At 64.0% G+C, this 13,939-nt stretch carries 12 protein-coding genes and 1 riboswitch; of the genes, 9 read left to right on the top strand and 3 right to left on the bottom strand.

Annotation, left to right across the window (positions count from 1 at the left end; genetic code table 11):
* Positions 1-75 precede the first annotated feature (75 nt).
* Positions 76-1,095 carry a ribonucleotide-diphosphate reductase subunit beta gene (locus CSC73_RS05365; protein ID WP_163839395.1) on the top strand — a complete coding sequence of 340 codons (1,020 nt, stop codon included), beginning with the start codon at positions 76-78 and terminating at the stop codon, positions 1,093-1,095.
* Positions 1,096-1,214: 119 nt separating this feature from the next.
* On the opposite strand, the gene metE is transcribed toward CSC73_RS05365, so the two are convergent.
* Positions 1,215-3,491, bottom strand: a complete 2,277-nt coding sequence (metE, locus tag CSC73_RS05360) for a 5-methyltetrahydropteroyltriglutamate--homocysteine S-methyltransferase (RefSeq protein ID WP_163839394.1) — start codon at positions 3,489-3,491, stop codon at positions 1,215-1,217.
* Between the two features lie 215 nt (positions 3,492-3,706).
* A riboswitch (cobalamin riboswitch) is annotated at positions 3,707-3,948 on the bottom strand.
* A gap of 80 nt (positions 3,949-4,028) precedes the next feature.
* Between metE and CSC73_RS05355 the strand changes: the two genes are divergently transcribed.
* The 3 genes from CSC73_RS05355 to CSC73_RS05345 all read left to right on the top strand — a co-directional run bounded on the left by CSC73_RS05355 (position 4,029) and on the right by CSC73_RS05345 (position 7,160).
* Entirely contained in the window at positions 4,029-5,303 is a 1,275-nt protein-coding gene (locus tag CSC73_RS05355) for a serine hydrolase domain-containing protein (protein ID WP_211840819.1), read from the top strand.
* A gap of 167 nt (positions 5,304-5,470) precedes the next feature.
* The gene (gene purU / locus CSC73_RS05350) at positions 5,471-6,322 is read left to right on the top strand and encodes a formyltetrahydrofolate deformylase (protein ID WP_163839393.1); all 852 of its coding nucleotides are present in this window, start codon (positions 5,471-5,473) and stop codon (positions 6,320-6,322) included.
* Positions 6,323-6,407: 85 nt separating this feature from the next.
* Complete coding sequence (locus CSC73_RS05345; protein ID WP_163839392.1) at positions 6,408-7,160, top strand: glutathione S-transferase family protein; 753 nt, start codon at positions 6,408-6,410, stop codon at positions 7,158-7,160.
* Here the strand turns inward: CSC73_RS05345 and CSC73_RS05340 are convergent.
* Positions 7,157-8,497, bottom strand: a complete 1,341-nt coding sequence (locus tag CSC73_RS05340; protein ID WP_163839391.1) for an APC family permease — start codon at positions 8,495-8,497, stop codon at positions 7,157-7,159. The genes CSC73_RS05345 and CSC73_RS05340 overlap by 4 nt on opposite strands.
* Before the next feature lie 212 nt (positions 8,498-8,709).
* Between CSC73_RS05340 and CSC73_RS05335 the strand changes: the two genes are divergently transcribed.
* On the top strand, positions 8,710-10,020 hold the full coding sequence (locus CSC73_RS05335; protein WP_163839390.1) for an amidohydrolase: 1,311 nt from the start codon (positions 8,710-8,712) through the stop codon (positions 10,018-10,020).
* A 175-nt stretch (positions 10,021-10,195) separates the two neighbouring features.
* Positions 10,196-11,512, top strand: coding sequence for an amidohydrolase (locus CSC73_RS05330; protein WP_163839389.1), 1,317 nt, complete (start codon positions 10,196-10,198; stop codon positions 11,510-11,512).
* Positions 11,513-11,538: 26 nt separating this feature from the next.
* On the opposite strand, the gene CSC73_RS05325 is transcribed toward CSC73_RS05330, so the two are convergent.
* On the bottom strand, positions 11,539-11,982 hold the full coding sequence (locus CSC73_RS05325; RefSeq protein WP_163839388.1) for a protease inhibitor I42 family protein: 444 nt from the start codon (positions 11,980-11,982) through the stop codon (positions 11,539-11,541).
* Positions 11,983-12,058: 76 nt separating this feature from the next.
* Between CSC73_RS05325 and queF the strand changes: the two genes are divergently transcribed.
* From queF to CSC73_RS05310, 3 genes are all read left to right on the top strand, one after another.
* Positions 12,059-12,874: an NADPH-dependent 7-cyano-7-deazaguanine reductase QueF gene (gene queF, locus CSC73_RS05320; protein ID WP_163839387.1), complete on the top strand. Its 816-nt coding sequence runs from the start codon at positions 12,059-12,061 to the stop codon at positions 12,872-12,874.
* 107 nt (positions 12,875-12,981) lie between these two features.
* Positions 12,982-13,281, top strand: coding sequence for a LysM peptidoglycan-binding domain-containing protein (locus CSC73_RS05315; protein WP_163839386.1), 300 nt, complete (start codon positions 12,982-12,984; stop codon positions 13,279-13,281).
* Positions 13,282-13,324: 43 nt separating this feature from the next.
* Positions 13,325-13,813 (top strand): hypothetical protein, encoded by a 489-nt coding sequence (locus tag CSC73_RS05310; protein ID WP_163839385.1) that lies wholly within the window; start codon positions 13,325-13,327, stop codon positions 13,811-13,813.
* Positions 13,814-13,939: the final 126 nt, after the last annotated feature.

Genomic DNA, 13,939 nt, shown 5'->3' with positions numbered 1-13,939 from the left:
GCCTTCGCCGTACCCTCATCCGCCCTTCGGGCACCTTCTCCCGTCGGGAGAAGGGAAAGCAACAGCGAGCAAAGAATGTCCATCCACCCCCAGCAACTCCTCCTGAATCCCGGCTTCGAACTGACCTTGCGCCCCATGCGCTATCCGCAGTTCTACGAGATGTACCGCAACGCCATCCGCAACACCTGGACGGTGGAAGAGGTCGACTTCTCTCTGGACACCAAGGACCTGAAGGACAAGTTCGGCCCAGCCGAGCGGCACCTGATCGAACGCCTGATCGCGTTCTTCGCTACCGGCGACTCCATCGTCTCCAACAATCTGGTCTTGAACCTGTACCAGCACATCAACGCGCCCGAAGCGCGCATGTATCTGTCGCGGCAGCTGTACGAGGAAGCGCTGCACGTGCAGTTCTACCTGACCCTGCTGGACACCTACCTGCCCGACCCGAACGAGCGCGCCAAGGCTTTCGCCGCGGTGGAGAACATTCCCTCGATCCGGCGCAAGGCCGAGTTCTGCTTCAAGTGGATCGACTCGCTGCAAGGCATCACGCGCATCGAGACGCGCGAGCAGCGCCGCCAGTTCCTGCTCAACATGGTCTGCTTCGCCGGCTGCATAGAAGGCCTGTTCTTCTTCGGCGCCTTCGCTTACGTGTACTACCTGCGTTCGCGCGGGCTGCTGCACGGGCTGGCCAGCGGCACCAACTGGGTGTTCCGCGACGAGAGCGCGCACATGGCTTTCGCCTTCGAGGTGATCCGTACCGCGCGCGAGGAAGAACCGGACCTGTTCGACGACGACTTGAAGGCGCAAGTGGTGCAGATGATGTCCGAGGCGGTGGACTGCGAAGTGGCCTTCGCCGAAGACACGCTGAGCGGCGGCGTCGCTGGCTTGTCGATCAAGGACATGCGCCAGTACCTGGAATATTGCGCCGACCAGCGCATGGCCCAGTTGGGCATGCCCAAGCATTTCGGCTCGACCAATCCGTTCCCGTTCATGGATTTGCAGGATGTTCAGGAGCTGACCAACTTCTTCGAGCGTCGCGTTTCGGCCTACCAGGTTGGCGTGCAGGGCGAAGTCGGTTTCGATCACGCGTTCTGAACAGCTCGGTGGCGGTCGTAGGAGCGACGTAAGTCGCGACGGATTCTTTGTTTTCTCCTTCGCGACTTACGTCGCTCCTACGACTCCATAGGCTCAACGGTTTGTGCGGCTATCCAGGCTTAGACCGCCCGCATCTCCTTCGCCGCAGCCACCATCGCCGTCAACGCCGCGCGCGTCTCCGGCCACCCGCGCGTCTTCAATCCGCAATCGGGATTGACCCAGATCTGTTCCGGCGCCAGCACCGCACGCGCCCTCTTCAGCAGATCCAGCATCTCCTGTCCGTCGGGCACGCGCGGCGAATGGATGTCGTACACGCCCGGTCCGATCTCGTTGGGATAGCGGAACTTCACGAACGCATCCAGCAACTCCATCCGCGAACGCGAAGTCTCGATGGAGATCACGTCCGCGTCCATCGCCGCCACCGCTTCCATGATGTCGTTGAACTCGGAATAGCACATGTGGGTATGGATCTGGGTGACGTCGTCCACGCCCGATGCGGTGATGCGGAAGCATTCCACGGCCCAGTCCAGGTACGCCTTCCACTCGCCGCGCCGCAGCGGCAGGCCTTCGCGGATCGCCGGCTCGTCGATCTGGATCACGCCGATACCCGCCGCCTCCAGATCGGTCACTTCGTCGCGCAGCGCCAGCGCGATCTGCCGGCAGGTCTGCGAACGCGCCTGGTCGTCGCGTACGAACGACCACTGCAGCACCGTCACCGGCCCGGTCAGCATGCCCTTCATCGGCTTGCCGGTCAGCGACTGCGCGTACTGCGACCAGCGCACGGTCATCGGTCGCGGACGGGTCACGTCGCCGTAGATGATCGGTGGTTTCACGCAGCGCGAGCCGTAGCTCTGCACCCAACCGAGTTTGGTGAAGGCGACACCTTCCAGCTGCTCGCCGAAGTATTCCACCATGTCGTTGCGTTCGAACTCGCCGTGCACCAGCACGTCGATGCCGATGTCTTCCTGGAAGCGCACGCATTTTTCGGTTTCCGCGGCCAGGAACGCATCGTAGTCGGCGTCGGACAGGGCGCCAGACTTGTTCTTCGCGCGCGCTTCGCGCACTTCATGCGTCTGCGGGAACGAACCGATGGTGGTGGTGGGGTAGGCCGGCAGGTTCAACGACGCCCGTTGCAGCGAACGGCGCGTCTGGTAATCGGACCCGCGCCGTGCGGATGCCTCCGTCAGTGCGGCCAGGCGCGCGGCCACTCCGGGTTTGTGCACGCGGGAAGAGCGGCGCCGTGATTCCAGTCGGTCGCGGGCGACGTCCAATGCCAGTTCCGCTCCCGGTCGACCCTGCAGCGCATCGGCGATGGTCTTGAGTTCCTCTATCTTCTGCCGCGCGAACGACAGCCACGAATGCAGATCGCCGGGCAGCGCTTTCTCGCTGGCCAGATCGACGGGCACATGCAGCAGCGAACAAGAGGGCGCCAGCCATAGATTGTCCGCGCCGACGTGGCCGCTGGCGTATTTGGCCAGGATCAGCGCGTTGTCCAGATTGCTGCGCCAGACGTTGCGGCCGTCGATCAGGCCCAGGGAAAGCACGCGCTGCCTGGGCAGCGCCTTCAGCACCGCGTCCAGCTGTTCCTTGCCGCGCACCAGGTCCACATGCAGGCCTTCGACGGGCAAGGAAGCCGCGAGGGCGAGATTGTCGTTGAGCGCGCCGAAATAGGTGGCCAGCAGCAATTTCGGACGCGGTACGTCTTCGAGTGCGGCATAGGCAGTGCGGTAGGCGGCATGGTCGTCGGCGTCCTGGTCCAGCACCAGGCCGGGCTCGTCTATCTGCACCCACTCGGCGCCGGCGTCTTTCAGTTTGCCGAGAAGTTCGGCATAGACCGGCAACAAGCGGTCCAGCAGAGCCAGGCGGTCGCTGCCATCCACGGCCTTGGACAGCAGCAGGAAGCTGACCGGTCCCAGCAGCACGGGGCGCGCGTTGAATCCCCGCGCGTTGGCTTCCAGAAATTCCGCTACTGGCTTGTCGCCGCGCAGGCGGAACCGCTGGTCGCGATGCAGTTCCGGCACCAGGTAGTGGTAGTTGGTGTCGAACCACTTGGTCATTTCCAGCGCATGCAGATCCACGCCGTCTTTCTGCAGGCCGCGAGCGAGCGCGAAGTAGCCGGCCAGTGGATCGCGGTCGGCCAATGGCCGATAACGGTCGGGGATGGCGTCGAACAGGAACGCCGTATCCAGCACGTGGTCGTACAGCGAGAAGTCGTTGCAGGGCACGGTGGCGGCGCCGGCTTCCTTCTGCAACTGCCAATGGCGCTGGCGCAGGCCGCGTGCGGTGTCCTGCAGCTGGTCGGCGGAAATCTCGCCGCGCCAGCAGGCTTCCAGCGCGCGCTTGAGTTCGCGTTTGGCGCCGATGCGCGGGAAGCCCAGGTTGGTAACAGTGGTCATAGCGTTTCCTCATGCGGTTTCGGATGAGGAACGAAGGAACCGCGCGGCGATCGGGCCGCAATGCGGTCCGTTTCTCCACGTCAGCGACCTTCGCCCCCGCGGGCGAACCGGACTTCCATGAGGAACAGGCGAGAGGATGCATCCGCAGACTGGCGTCCCGGGCGCAGGCTCCGGCCACTTCCCCTCGGAAGTTCCAGGTCATGCGGAAGGACGGTCTTGTCCTTCCGGCCGGGGCAGGTCTTCGGGCTCATGGACGGGCGCACGGATACGAGCGCGCTGGCCTACTTTTCGCCGCTTCCCGATCCGCCAGGATCAGTGCTGTTGGCGAAGTTCGTTTCCAAATACCGCTGCGGGGCAGCGCCGGAATTGGACTCCTGAGGAGTCCGCACCGGCTTCCCTTTTAATTCAATCGCTTTATCTGCATAAAGAGATGGAAACCTTGGCCTGCGCAAATTACGCCGCCGACGGCGGGGCGTCAAGCCATGCGTTCGAATCGCAACGGGGACAGGCTTGCCGCGCAGAGTGGAAACCTATCCAATGTCGACGATGCCGGTCAGTCCCCCTCATTCGCCAAGCCGCCGCCGTTTGCTGGAGGCGAGCGTTCTATCGGGCCTTGCGGGGCTGGCGCCGCTCAACGCGCTTGCGGCAGCGTGCGCGAAGCAATCCGGACCGTGGATTCCTTCGGATGGCTTTCTCGCCGAGCTGCCGCGCATCATGCAGGCGTTCGCGGTGCCGGGCGTGGGAATTGCCGTGGTCGAAGACGGCGAAGTCGCCTGGAGCCGCGGCTTCGGCATGACCCATGCGGTGACCCGCGCGCCGGTGGACGCGCATACGGTGTTCGAAGACGCTTCGCTGAGCAAACCGGTGTTCGCCTATCTGGTCATGCAGTTGGTGGACCAGGGCCTGATCGATCTGGACCGGCCGCTGGTGAGGTACCGGCGCATGGATTACCTGGCCGATCATCCGTGGATCGAGTTGATCACCGCTCGCGACGTGCTGCGCCATTCCACCGGATTGCCGAACTGGCGCAAAGCGCCGGCGACCGAAAAGCTGGTGCCGATGGTCAAGCCCGGCACGCGCATCGACTATTCCGGCGAGGCGATTTTCTGGCTGCAGCTGGTGGTGGAAACCATCACCGGCCAGAGCCTGGACGAATCGATGCAGGCGCATCTGTTCGGCCCGGCGGGGATGAAGGACAGCAGCTACACCTGGAACACGGATCTGGCCGCGCGCTCGGTCTATGGGCACCGCAGGCACGATCAATCCGAACCGGGCATGCCGCCGCAGATGTTCCGCGAGCAATGGAGCATCGCCCAGCAGGTCGCCGAGCGCACGGGCAAGCCGCTTTCTTCGTGGAAATACGACGATGCCGCACGTGCGCTGCCCGAAGTGATGGCGCTGGCGCCCGCAGGGCTGGTGACCTGGCCCGGCGACATCATGGCCAACGCCGCAGCGAGCCTGCGCTCCACCGTGCAGGACTACGCCACCTTCCTGACCCTGATGATGGCGCGCAAGCAGCATGGCTCGTGGGAGGTCGCCGAGGCCACGCGGCAGGCCATGCTCACCCCGCAGATCGGCATTCCGGGCCGATGGACGGAGAAAGGGCTGGGCTGGAACATGGAACAGACCCGCGACGGGCCGGTGTTCTACCACTCGGGCAGCAACGGCGACATCTTCAAGAATTTCGCGGTCGGCGATGCGCAGCGACGGCGCGGCATCGTGGTGCTGACCAACGGCGGCAGCGGCTCGTTCGTGCATCAGCGCGTGGTGCGCGCGGCAACCGGGTACGACCTGCTGTCCTACGACCTGTAACCCTAAAGATCGTCATCCCAGCGAAAGCTGGGATCCATTTTGACTTTGCTTCTAAAGACAGCGGGTGCTGCAGCCACAATCAAAATCAAGATGGATCCCAGCTTTCGCTGGGATGACGTCGTCTTGGATCTGGGCCGACGGAACGCGAAGCGATTAGTATTGCCCCCATGCGCCCCGACTACATCCTCACCCTGTCCTGCCCCGACCGCACCGGCATCGTCTATCGCGTGACCGGCCTTTTGTACGAGCTGGGTTGCAACATCCAGGACGCGCAGCAGTTCGGCGACGAAGAGACGAGGCGGTTCTTCCTGCGTGTGCATTTCGACTTGCCAGCGGCGGCCGAAGCGGAAGCGCTGCGGGAAAAATTCTCCGTGCTGGCCGAAAGCTTCGGCATGGTCTGGCAGATCCACGATGCGCGCCGCCGCGCGCGGCTGCTGGTGCTGGTGAGCCGCCAGGGGCATTGCCTCAACGACCTGCTGTTCCGCGCGCACAGCCGGCAATTGCCGGTGGATATCGCGGGCATCGTTTCCAACCACGAGGATTTCACGGCGCTGGCCGCGTCCTACGGCGTCCCCTTCCACTACCTGCCGGTAACCGCGGCGTCCAAGCGCGCCCAGGAACAACGGATCCTCGATCTGGTGACGGCGGAAGGCATCGACCTGGTGGTGCTGGCACGCTACATGCAGATCCTGTCGCCGGAGTTGTGCGAGGCGCTGGCCGGGCGCGCCATCAACATCCACCACAGCTTCCTGCCCAGTTTCAAGGGCGCCAAGCCCTATCACCAGGCGCACCAGCGCGGGGTCAAGATCATCGGCGCCACCGCGCACTACGTGACCGGCGACCTGGACGAAGGTCCGATCATCGAACAGGACGTGGCGCGCGTGGATCATGCGATGACGCCCAGGGAACTGGTGCGGGTAGGCAGCGATACCGAATCGCAAGTGCTGGCGCGCGCGGTGCGTCGGCATGTGGAGCATCGGATTCTTTTGAATGGGCATCGCACTGTGGTGTTTCGTTGAGACGACCAGATAAAAATCCCCGTCATCCCAGCGAAAGCTGGGATGACGAGAGAGAGAATTTCGCCACTACGTAGGAAATGCTGGCATGACAACCGATTACCACATCATCGGCAATTACATTTCCCCCTACGTCCGCAAAGTGCTGGTGTGCATGGAGCTGAAAGGCCTGCGCTACACCATCGACCCGATCGCCCCGTTCGTAGGCAACGAACGTTTCAGCGAGTTGAGCCCGCTGCGCCGCATCCCGGTGCTGATCGACGGCGACCGGGTCGTCAACGATTCTTCGGTGATCTGCCAATACCTGGACGAACGCCATCCGCAACCGGCGCTGTATCCGGCCGACATCGGCGACCGCGCGCAGGCGCGGTGGCTGGAGGAATACGCCGATTCGTGGTTGGGCGATGTGGTGATCTGGGGCATGTTCTACCAGATCGGGGTCAAGCGTTTCCTGTTCGGCGAGCAGGCGGACGAAGCCATCGTCAGCCGTGCGCGCGAGGAACAGCTGCCGCAGACGCTGGACTACCTGGAGTCGGCTTTGCCGACCGAAGGATTCCTGTTCGGCGCGCTGTCGGTGGCCGACATCAGCATCGCCAGCTTCTTCCGCAATGCGGCTTTCGTGCGTTACACCGTGGATGCACAACGCTGGCCGCGCGCTGCTGCTTTCATCGAACGTACCCTGGCTCTGCCCGCGTTCCGCAAGTTGGCCACGTACGAAGAACGCATGCTGCGTACGCCTCTACCGGAGCAGAGAGAAATACTGAGGGAGTTGGGCGCGCCGGTCAGTGCGGAAACGCTGGGGTGCGCGACGGCGCGCAAGAGCATGGCGCGTCGCGACTAGGAGTTATCGCCTAGAGACGGCCTGGATATGCGCAATACTCCATACACAAGCACCAGTGCCGCCAGCGCCACCCCGATCGCCATCCATTCCTTGCCGGTCAGCGTGGTCACGATAAGCGCCATCGCCACCACGCCGAGCAGCGGCACCAGCGGACCACCCCACAACACGAAGGGTTCGCCGCGTTCGCGCAGATCGACCCGTTGCCCACGCCACGCCGACAGGCTGACCAGCGCATACACCAGACAGATCGCACCGCCGGAAATCAGCGCCAGCGCATCGAAGGTACCACCCAGCGCCAGCAGCCACGCCAGTCCCGCATGCGTGGCCAGCGCCAGCAACGGCACGCGGTGGCTGGCGCTGACGCGGCCGTAGGCATGCGGCAGATAGCCGTCGCGTCCCAATGCGAACAACAGCCGCGAGGACCCCAGAAGGTTGCCGAGCAGAAACCCGGCCATCGAAATGCAGGCGGTGACCAGCAGCACGATGCGACCCGTCGCCCACAGCACGCCGGCCGTGTCGGCGATGGGCACGCCGCTGCCGGCCAGCGCCGGCCCCAGCAATCCCTGGCTGACGATCTGCAGGCCCATGTACAGCAGCACCACCAGCAGGATCGCCACCATGGTCGCGCGCGGCACGCTGCGCGAGGGATCGCGCACTTCGCCGGAAGGCACCAGTGCGGTTTCCATGCCCGAATAGGCGAACATCACCAGCACCATGCCGGTACCCAGCGCGGTCCACGACGGCAGATCGCCGACCGCAAAACTTATCTGATTCCAATCCACGAAGAACAGGCCGACTCCCGTCAGCAGGAACAACGGCGTCAGTTTCAATGCGGCCAGCGCGGTAATGGCGCGGGCGCCCAGCTTCACCCCGAAAGCGTTCAGCGCGAACAGCAGCAGATAAAGCGCCGTCAGCAGGCCGGCGCGCGGCAGCGGCTGCGCGAACCACGGCACCAGGTTGGCCATCTGCACGGCGAATGCGGCGGCCACGCCGGCGCTGGAGGCCACGTTGCTGATCCACATCAACGAGCCGGCGATGAAGCCGGCGAAGCTGCCGAAGGTCGCTCCCAGGTAGCTGATAGGTCCGCCGGTGGCGACCGCTCGGCTGCCGATGGCGGCGAAGCACAGCGCCACCGGAATGATCGCCAGCGCGCCGGCGATCAGCGCCAGCGGCGCTGCGGTGCCCAGTTGCGCCGACAACGCCGCTGGCATGCGGAAGATACCGCCGCCGACGATGATGTTCATCACCGCCGCGGCCAGCGCGAACGACCCTACTGCGCGGATCAGGGCGGCATCGCCTTCCAGCGGCTTGGTTTGGGCAACGGGTTCGGGGCTCATGGGCGTCCTCGGTCGGGGCGCACGCAGCGTCGCATGTCTTGTGGATGGATTGCGAGCCGTTCGCCCTCTATCGATATGCCTTTCCCTCATGTAGGAGCGGGCCCTGCCCGCGACCGGGCGTTACCGGTAAAGCCCGTCGCGGGCAGGGCCCGCTCCTACAGGCGTGCGGTTTGATCGCGTTACCATTCTTGTCCCCCATATGGAATATCCGGATGCCTTTTCCATACCGAGTCGCCATGCGCGCGCTGCTCTTCGCCTTGCTGCCGGCCAGCGCGATCGCCGCGCAGGCGCAGACCTCCGTCGCAGCGGAAGCCTTGCAACGCCTGCAACCGGAGATCGTCCAATGGCGCCGCGACATCCACGAGCATCCGGAACTGGGCACCCATGAAATCCGCACCGCCAAACTGGTCGCCGACCAGCTGCGCGCGCTGGGCCTGCAGCCGAAGACGGGCATCGCCAAAACCGGCGTGACCGCCGTCCTCAAAGGCGGCAAGCCCGGTCCGCGCATCGCCATCCGTGCCGACATGGACGCCTTGCCGGTCACCGAACAGACCGGCCTGCCCTTCGCCTCCAAAGCGACCAGCGAATATCGCGGCCAGCCGGTGGGCGTCATGCACGCCTGCGGTCACGATGCGCACGTGGCGATGCTGCTGGGCGTGGCCTCGGCGCTGGCGGCGATGAAGGACCAGTTGCCGGGAGAGGTGATGTTCGTGTTCCAGCCGGCCGAGGAAGGTCCGCCGAACGCGGGCGAGGAATTCGGCGCGGCGCTGATGCTGAAGCAGGGCATCTTCGCCGACTTCAAACCCGATGCGGTGTTCGGGCTGCACGTCTGGGCCGGTCTGCCGGTCGGCAAGGTCGGCACCCGCAGCGGCGCGCTGATGGCCAGCGCCGACGAATGGACGCTTACCGTGCACGGCAAGCAGACCCATGGTTCGCGGCCGTGGGACGGCGTGGACCCGATCACGCTGGGCGCGCAGATCCTGCTGGGCACGCAATCGATCATCGCGCGCCAGGTCAACATCGCCGCCACGCCGGTGGTGCTGACCGCCGGACAGTTCCAGAGCGGCGTGCGTTTCAACATCATTCCGGACGAGGCTAAGCTGGTTGGCACGCTGCGGACTTTCGATCCGGCAGTGCGCCAGGACGTGATCGATCGCTTCCATCGCACCGCGCAAGACTTCGCCCATGCCGGTGGCGGCACGGCGGAACTACAGGTCGTGAACAACGCACCGGCCACGATCAACGACCCGGCGCTGGCGCAACGCGGCCGCGCTTCGCTGGAAAGCGCGCTGGGCACAGGCAACGTGGTGGAGATGCCGCTGGTCACCGTGGCCGAGGATTTCTCGCAGTACGCCACCGCCGCCCCGACTTTCTTTTTCTTCGTCGGATCGACCTCCCGCGGCACCGATCCCGCCACCGCGCCGATCAATCATTCGCCGCAGTTCCTGCTGGACGAGCAGTCGCTGCAGGTCGGCAGCAAAGCGATGCTGCAGGTGGCGCTGGATTATCTGAGCAGCCCTTAGCAAGTCGTAGGAGCGACGTAAGTCGCGAATGCACCTCCGGCAACGTGCATCGGTATCGGGATGGAGCGCACGGTAATTCTTCCCTTCGCGACTTACGTCGCTCCTACGCGCCTCCTGCTGGTCCTACGGCGGCTGTGGACGGGTTAGCATCGGTGCACACCCTCTGGAGCCGCCGATGACCATACCCCTTCGAATCGCGCCACTGATACTGGCCGCACTGGCGACCACGTTTGCCGCTGAAGCTCAGGAAACGCCCGGCCAGCGCGCCGAGGTCGCCGCGGCGGCGAAGAACCTGGACGCGAAGATCGTCGCCTGGCGCCGCGACTTCCACGCGCATCCGGAACTTTCCAATCGCGAGGAGCGCACTTCGGCCAAAGTAGCCGAGCACCTGCGCGCGCTTGGATTGCAACCGAAGATCATCGCCGGCCACGGCGTGGTGGCGATCGTCGCCGGCGGCAAGCCGGGGCCGAAGATCGCCCTGCGCGCCGACATGGACGCGCTGCCGGTGACGGAGCAGACCGGTCTGCCGTTCGCATCGAAGGCGACTTCCACCTATCGCGGCGAAAACGTCGGCGTCATGCACGCCTGCGGACACGATGCGCATACCGGCATCCTGATGGGCGTGGCCGAGGCGCTGGTGGCGATGCGCAAGGACTTGCCGGGCTCGGTGATGCTGATCTTCCAGCCGGCCGAGGAAGGCGCGCCGCCACCGGAGGAAGGCGGTGCTTCGCTGATGCTGAAGGAAGGTCTGTTCAAAGACTTCAAGCCGGAAGCGGTGTTCGGACTGCATGTTTTTTCCAGCGTGCAGGCGGGACAGATCGCGGTACGGCAGGGGCCGCTGATGGCCGCGTCGGACCGGTTCTCCATCAAGGTGACGGGCCGGCAAACGCACGGCTCGGCGCCGTGGAACGGCATCGACCCCATCGTGGCCGCGGCCGACATGATCGGCACCGCGCAGACCATCGTCAGCCGGCGCACCAACATCGCCAAGCTGCCGGCGGTGGTGACCTTCGGCGCCATCAAGGGCGGCATCCGCTACAACATCATTCCAGACGACGTGGAAATGGTCGGCACCATCCGCACCTTCGACCCGAAGATGCGCCAGCAGGTCTTCGCCGACCTGCGCAACGTGGCCGAGCACACCGCCGCCGCGCACGGCGCCACCGCGAAGACCGACATCTACGAGAAAGACGGCAATCCGCCCACCGTCAACGATCCGGCGTTGACTGCGAAGATGCTGCCCAGCCTGCAGGCGGTGGTCGGCAAGGACAATGTGTACGAGCCGCCGTTGCAGATGGGCTCGGAGGATTTCTCGCTGTACGCACTGGAAGTGCCGTCGATGTTCTTCTTCGTCGGCTCGACCTCCGAAGGCATCGATCCGGCCACCGCGCCCAGCAACCATTCGCCGAAGTTCCTGCTGGACGAATCGTCGCTGGACATCGGTTTCCGCGCGCTGATGCAGGTGACGCTGGATTACCTGCACGCCCCGTAGGTCGGGGCTACGCCCCCGACACCACGTTATTCCACCACCACCCGGTAGGTGGCGGTCCGGACCGGTTCGACTCCCTTTTCCCAGGAGCGCCTGTACACCAGGCGCAGCGTCGCCGCTCCCGCCTGCGCCGCGCGGTAGCGCCAACGCGAGGTTCCGCCGGCTCCCGGCATGGGCGGAACGGCCGGCGCGGCGCGCGCGGGCACCGGTGCCGGCTCGAGCACTGGACTTCCGTCTTCCACGATTTCCCAGGCATAGCCCGTGCTGGCGTTGCTATCGAGTTCGATGGCCAATATCTGCCCAGGCCGCAGGCGGGTTTCGCCGTCCGCGCTCGCTTCGACCACCGTCGCTTCCGCTGCGTTTGCGGAAACCTTGTCGGCCGACGGCGCGTTGTCCGTTCCAGAGGCGCATCCGGGCAATGCCATGGCGCATGCCAGAAGGACGATGGCGCCGGCAATCGGGTTTAGGGACATGACTGGATCCTGTGGCCAAGGGCTGAAGTCCGCCGTTTATACACCCCACCTACCAGCGCGCCCGTAAAATAAGGCCATGAATACCCCACAAGATTCCAGCCTGGGCCGGGAAGTCGCCTACCCGTCGCAGTACGACGCCGGACTGCTGTTCCCGATTCCCCGCGCCACCGGCCGCGCCGAAATAGGCGTCGCCGACGACGCCCTGCCCTTCATCGGCCATGACCGCTGGCAGGCCTACGAACTCAGCTGGCTGGATGCGCGCGGCAAGCCGTGCGTGGCCACGGCCACTTTCACCGTGCCCTGCGATTCGCCGCATCTGGTGGAATCCAAATCGCTGAAGCTCTATCTCAATTCGTTGAACTCCGAGCGCTTCAACAGCGACGAAGCGGCGCGCGAACGCATCGCCATCGACCTGTCCGCACGCGCGGGCGCGGATGTGGCGGTCGCGTTCGGTCTGCCGGAAATGGCGGAAGCGGAGGCGGGCGAATCCATCGACGCGCAAGACATCGAGATCAGCGACTACGGCCCACCGAATCCTTCCTACCTTTCGTCGGATGAGGCGCAGATCGTAGAAGAGTTACTTTTCTCACATTTGCTCAAATCCAACTGCCCGGTCACCGGCCAGCCGGACTGGGGCAGCGTGGTACTGGCCTACCGTGGGCCACGTATCGAACGTACGGGACTGCTGCGCTACCTGGTGAGTTTCCGTGAGCATGCCGGATTCCACGAGCAATGCGTTGAGCGCATATTTCAGGACGTTTCGACGCATTGCCGGCCCAACCAGCTGTCGGTGGAAGCGCGTTATACGCGCCGCGGCGGACTGGACATAAACCCTTGGCGCGCGACGCCTGGAACCGAATCGCCCGTCGCCCTGCGCGAGATCCGTCAATAGCGCGTGAAGACCGTATGCCGGTTTCACCGGCAAGCCATGAATTCTTAACAACACATGTGTAGATTTGGCTTCCCCAGCACACCAACTCCCTCAGGGAGGAGTCCCGCATGAGTACCGAGAAAAAAGCAGATTTTTCAGACGTCACTATCAAGGTCGACTCGACCGAGCAGAAAGCAGCGGATTTTTCGGACGTGACTGTCAAGGTAGATAGTACGGAAGAAATTGTCGGCGAACGCAGCTACACCATTGAGAAAGGTGACACACTCTCCAAGATTGCGAAAGAACAGTTGGGCCACGCGAGTGCATGGAAACAGATTTTTGAAGCCAACCGTGACGTGCTGGACGATCCCGACCGCATCTTCCCGGGCCAGGTGATCAAATTGCCGCCTGCCGATACCAGCGCCTGATTCGCTTCTCTCTCCCATTCAATTCATTTCAAGGACTGACACCATGAAACTCAATCGTATTTCCTATGCTCTGATCGTCGCCCTGGCCGGCACGGTTGCCCTGGCCGGCTGCAAGAAGAAAGAGGAAGCCGTCGCCCCAGCTCCCGTCGTAACCGAACCAGCACCGGCTCCCGCTCCGACCGAGCCGGCTCCGGCACCCGCTCCGGTCAGCACCACCAGCGTTACCGTCGGCAATACCGCCGGTGCTGACAAATCGGTTGCAGCTGTTAGCACCTTCGGTGTCAAGGACAAGATCATCGTTTCGGTAAAAACAGATGCCACTACTGCCGCCAACGCCGCCATCGATGCCAAGCTGACTTACCAAGACGGTCAGGTGGCCGGCCAGCAGACTGCAAACGTAACTGCCGAAGATGCCGGCACAACCAATCTTATTATTTCCAAGGCGACGCCGTGGCCCACCGGCAAGTACAAAGTCGATGTGACGGTCAACGGCCAGCCCGCCGGCATGACCCAAGAAATCGAAGTCAAGTAACCCGCCCTCTCCCCAGGGTGGCATCTCGGGCGCGGAGCAATCCGCGCCCTTTTTTTATCTTTGTTTTTTTGGTCAGTGTGAGTTGGACAACAGTGAAGCACTAGTAGTTAGCTAGAACATCTCGAG

This window comes from Pseudoxanthomonas sacheonensis, assembly GCF_010093305.1.
GTDB classification, from domain to species: Bacteria; Pseudomonadota; Gammaproteobacteria; order Xanthomonadales; family Xanthomonadaceae; genus Pseudoxanthomonas_A; species Pseudoxanthomonas_A sacheonensis.
The sequence above is the reverse complement of the archived record's forward strand: the minus strand, read 5'-3'. Positions and strand labels throughout refer to the sequence as shown.

What these genes read in the sequence shown, in the direction of transcription:
- CSC73_RS05365 (WP_163839395.1), top strand. Translation starts at nt 76, where the DNA reads ATGTCCATCCACCCCCAGCAACTCCTCCTGAATCCCGGCTTCGAACTG.
- metE (WP_163839394.1), bottom strand. Translation starts at nt 3,491, where the DNA reads ATGACCACTGTTACCAACCTGGGCTTCCCGCGCATCGGCGCCAAACGC.
- CSC73_RS05355 (WP_211840819.1), top strand. Translation starts at nt 4,029, where the DNA reads ATGTCGACGATGCCGGTCAGTCCCCCTCATTCGCCAAGCCGCCGCCGT.
- purU (WP_163839393.1), top strand. Translation starts at nt 5,471, where the DNA reads ATGCGCCCCGACTACATCCTCACCCTGTCCTGCCCCGACCGCACCGGC.
- CSC73_RS05345 (WP_163839392.1), top strand. Translation starts at nt 6,408, where the DNA reads ATGACAACCGATTACCACATCATCGGCAATTACATTTCCCCCTACGTC.
- CSC73_RS05340 (WP_163839391.1), bottom strand. Translation starts at nt 8,497, where the DNA reads ATGAGCCCCGAACCCGTTGCCCAAACCAAGCCGCTGGAAGGCGATGCC.
- CSC73_RS05335 (WP_163839390.1), top strand. Translation starts at nt 8,710, where the DNA reads ATGCCTTTTCCATACCGAGTCGCCATGCGCGCGCTGCTCTTCGCCTTG.
- CSC73_RS05330 (WP_163839389.1), top strand. Translation starts at nt 10,196, where the DNA reads ATGACCATACCCCTTCGAATCGCGCCACTGATACTGGCCGCACTGGCG.
- CSC73_RS05325 (WP_163839388.1), bottom strand. Translation starts at nt 11,982, where the DNA reads ATGTCCCTAAACCCGATTGCCGGCGCCATCGTCCTTCTGGCATGCGCC.
- queF (WP_163839387.1), top strand. Translation starts at nt 12,059, where the DNA reads ATGAATACCCCACAAGATTCCAGCCTGGGCCGGGAAGTCGCCTACCCG.
- CSC73_RS05315 (WP_163839386.1), top strand. Translation starts at nt 12,982, where the DNA reads ATGAGTACCGAGAAAAAAGCAGATTTTTCAGACGTCACTATCAAGGTC.
- CSC73_RS05310 (WP_163839385.1), top strand. Translation starts at nt 13,325, where the DNA reads ATGAAACTCAATCGTATTTCCTATGCTCTGATCGTCGCCCTGGCCGGC.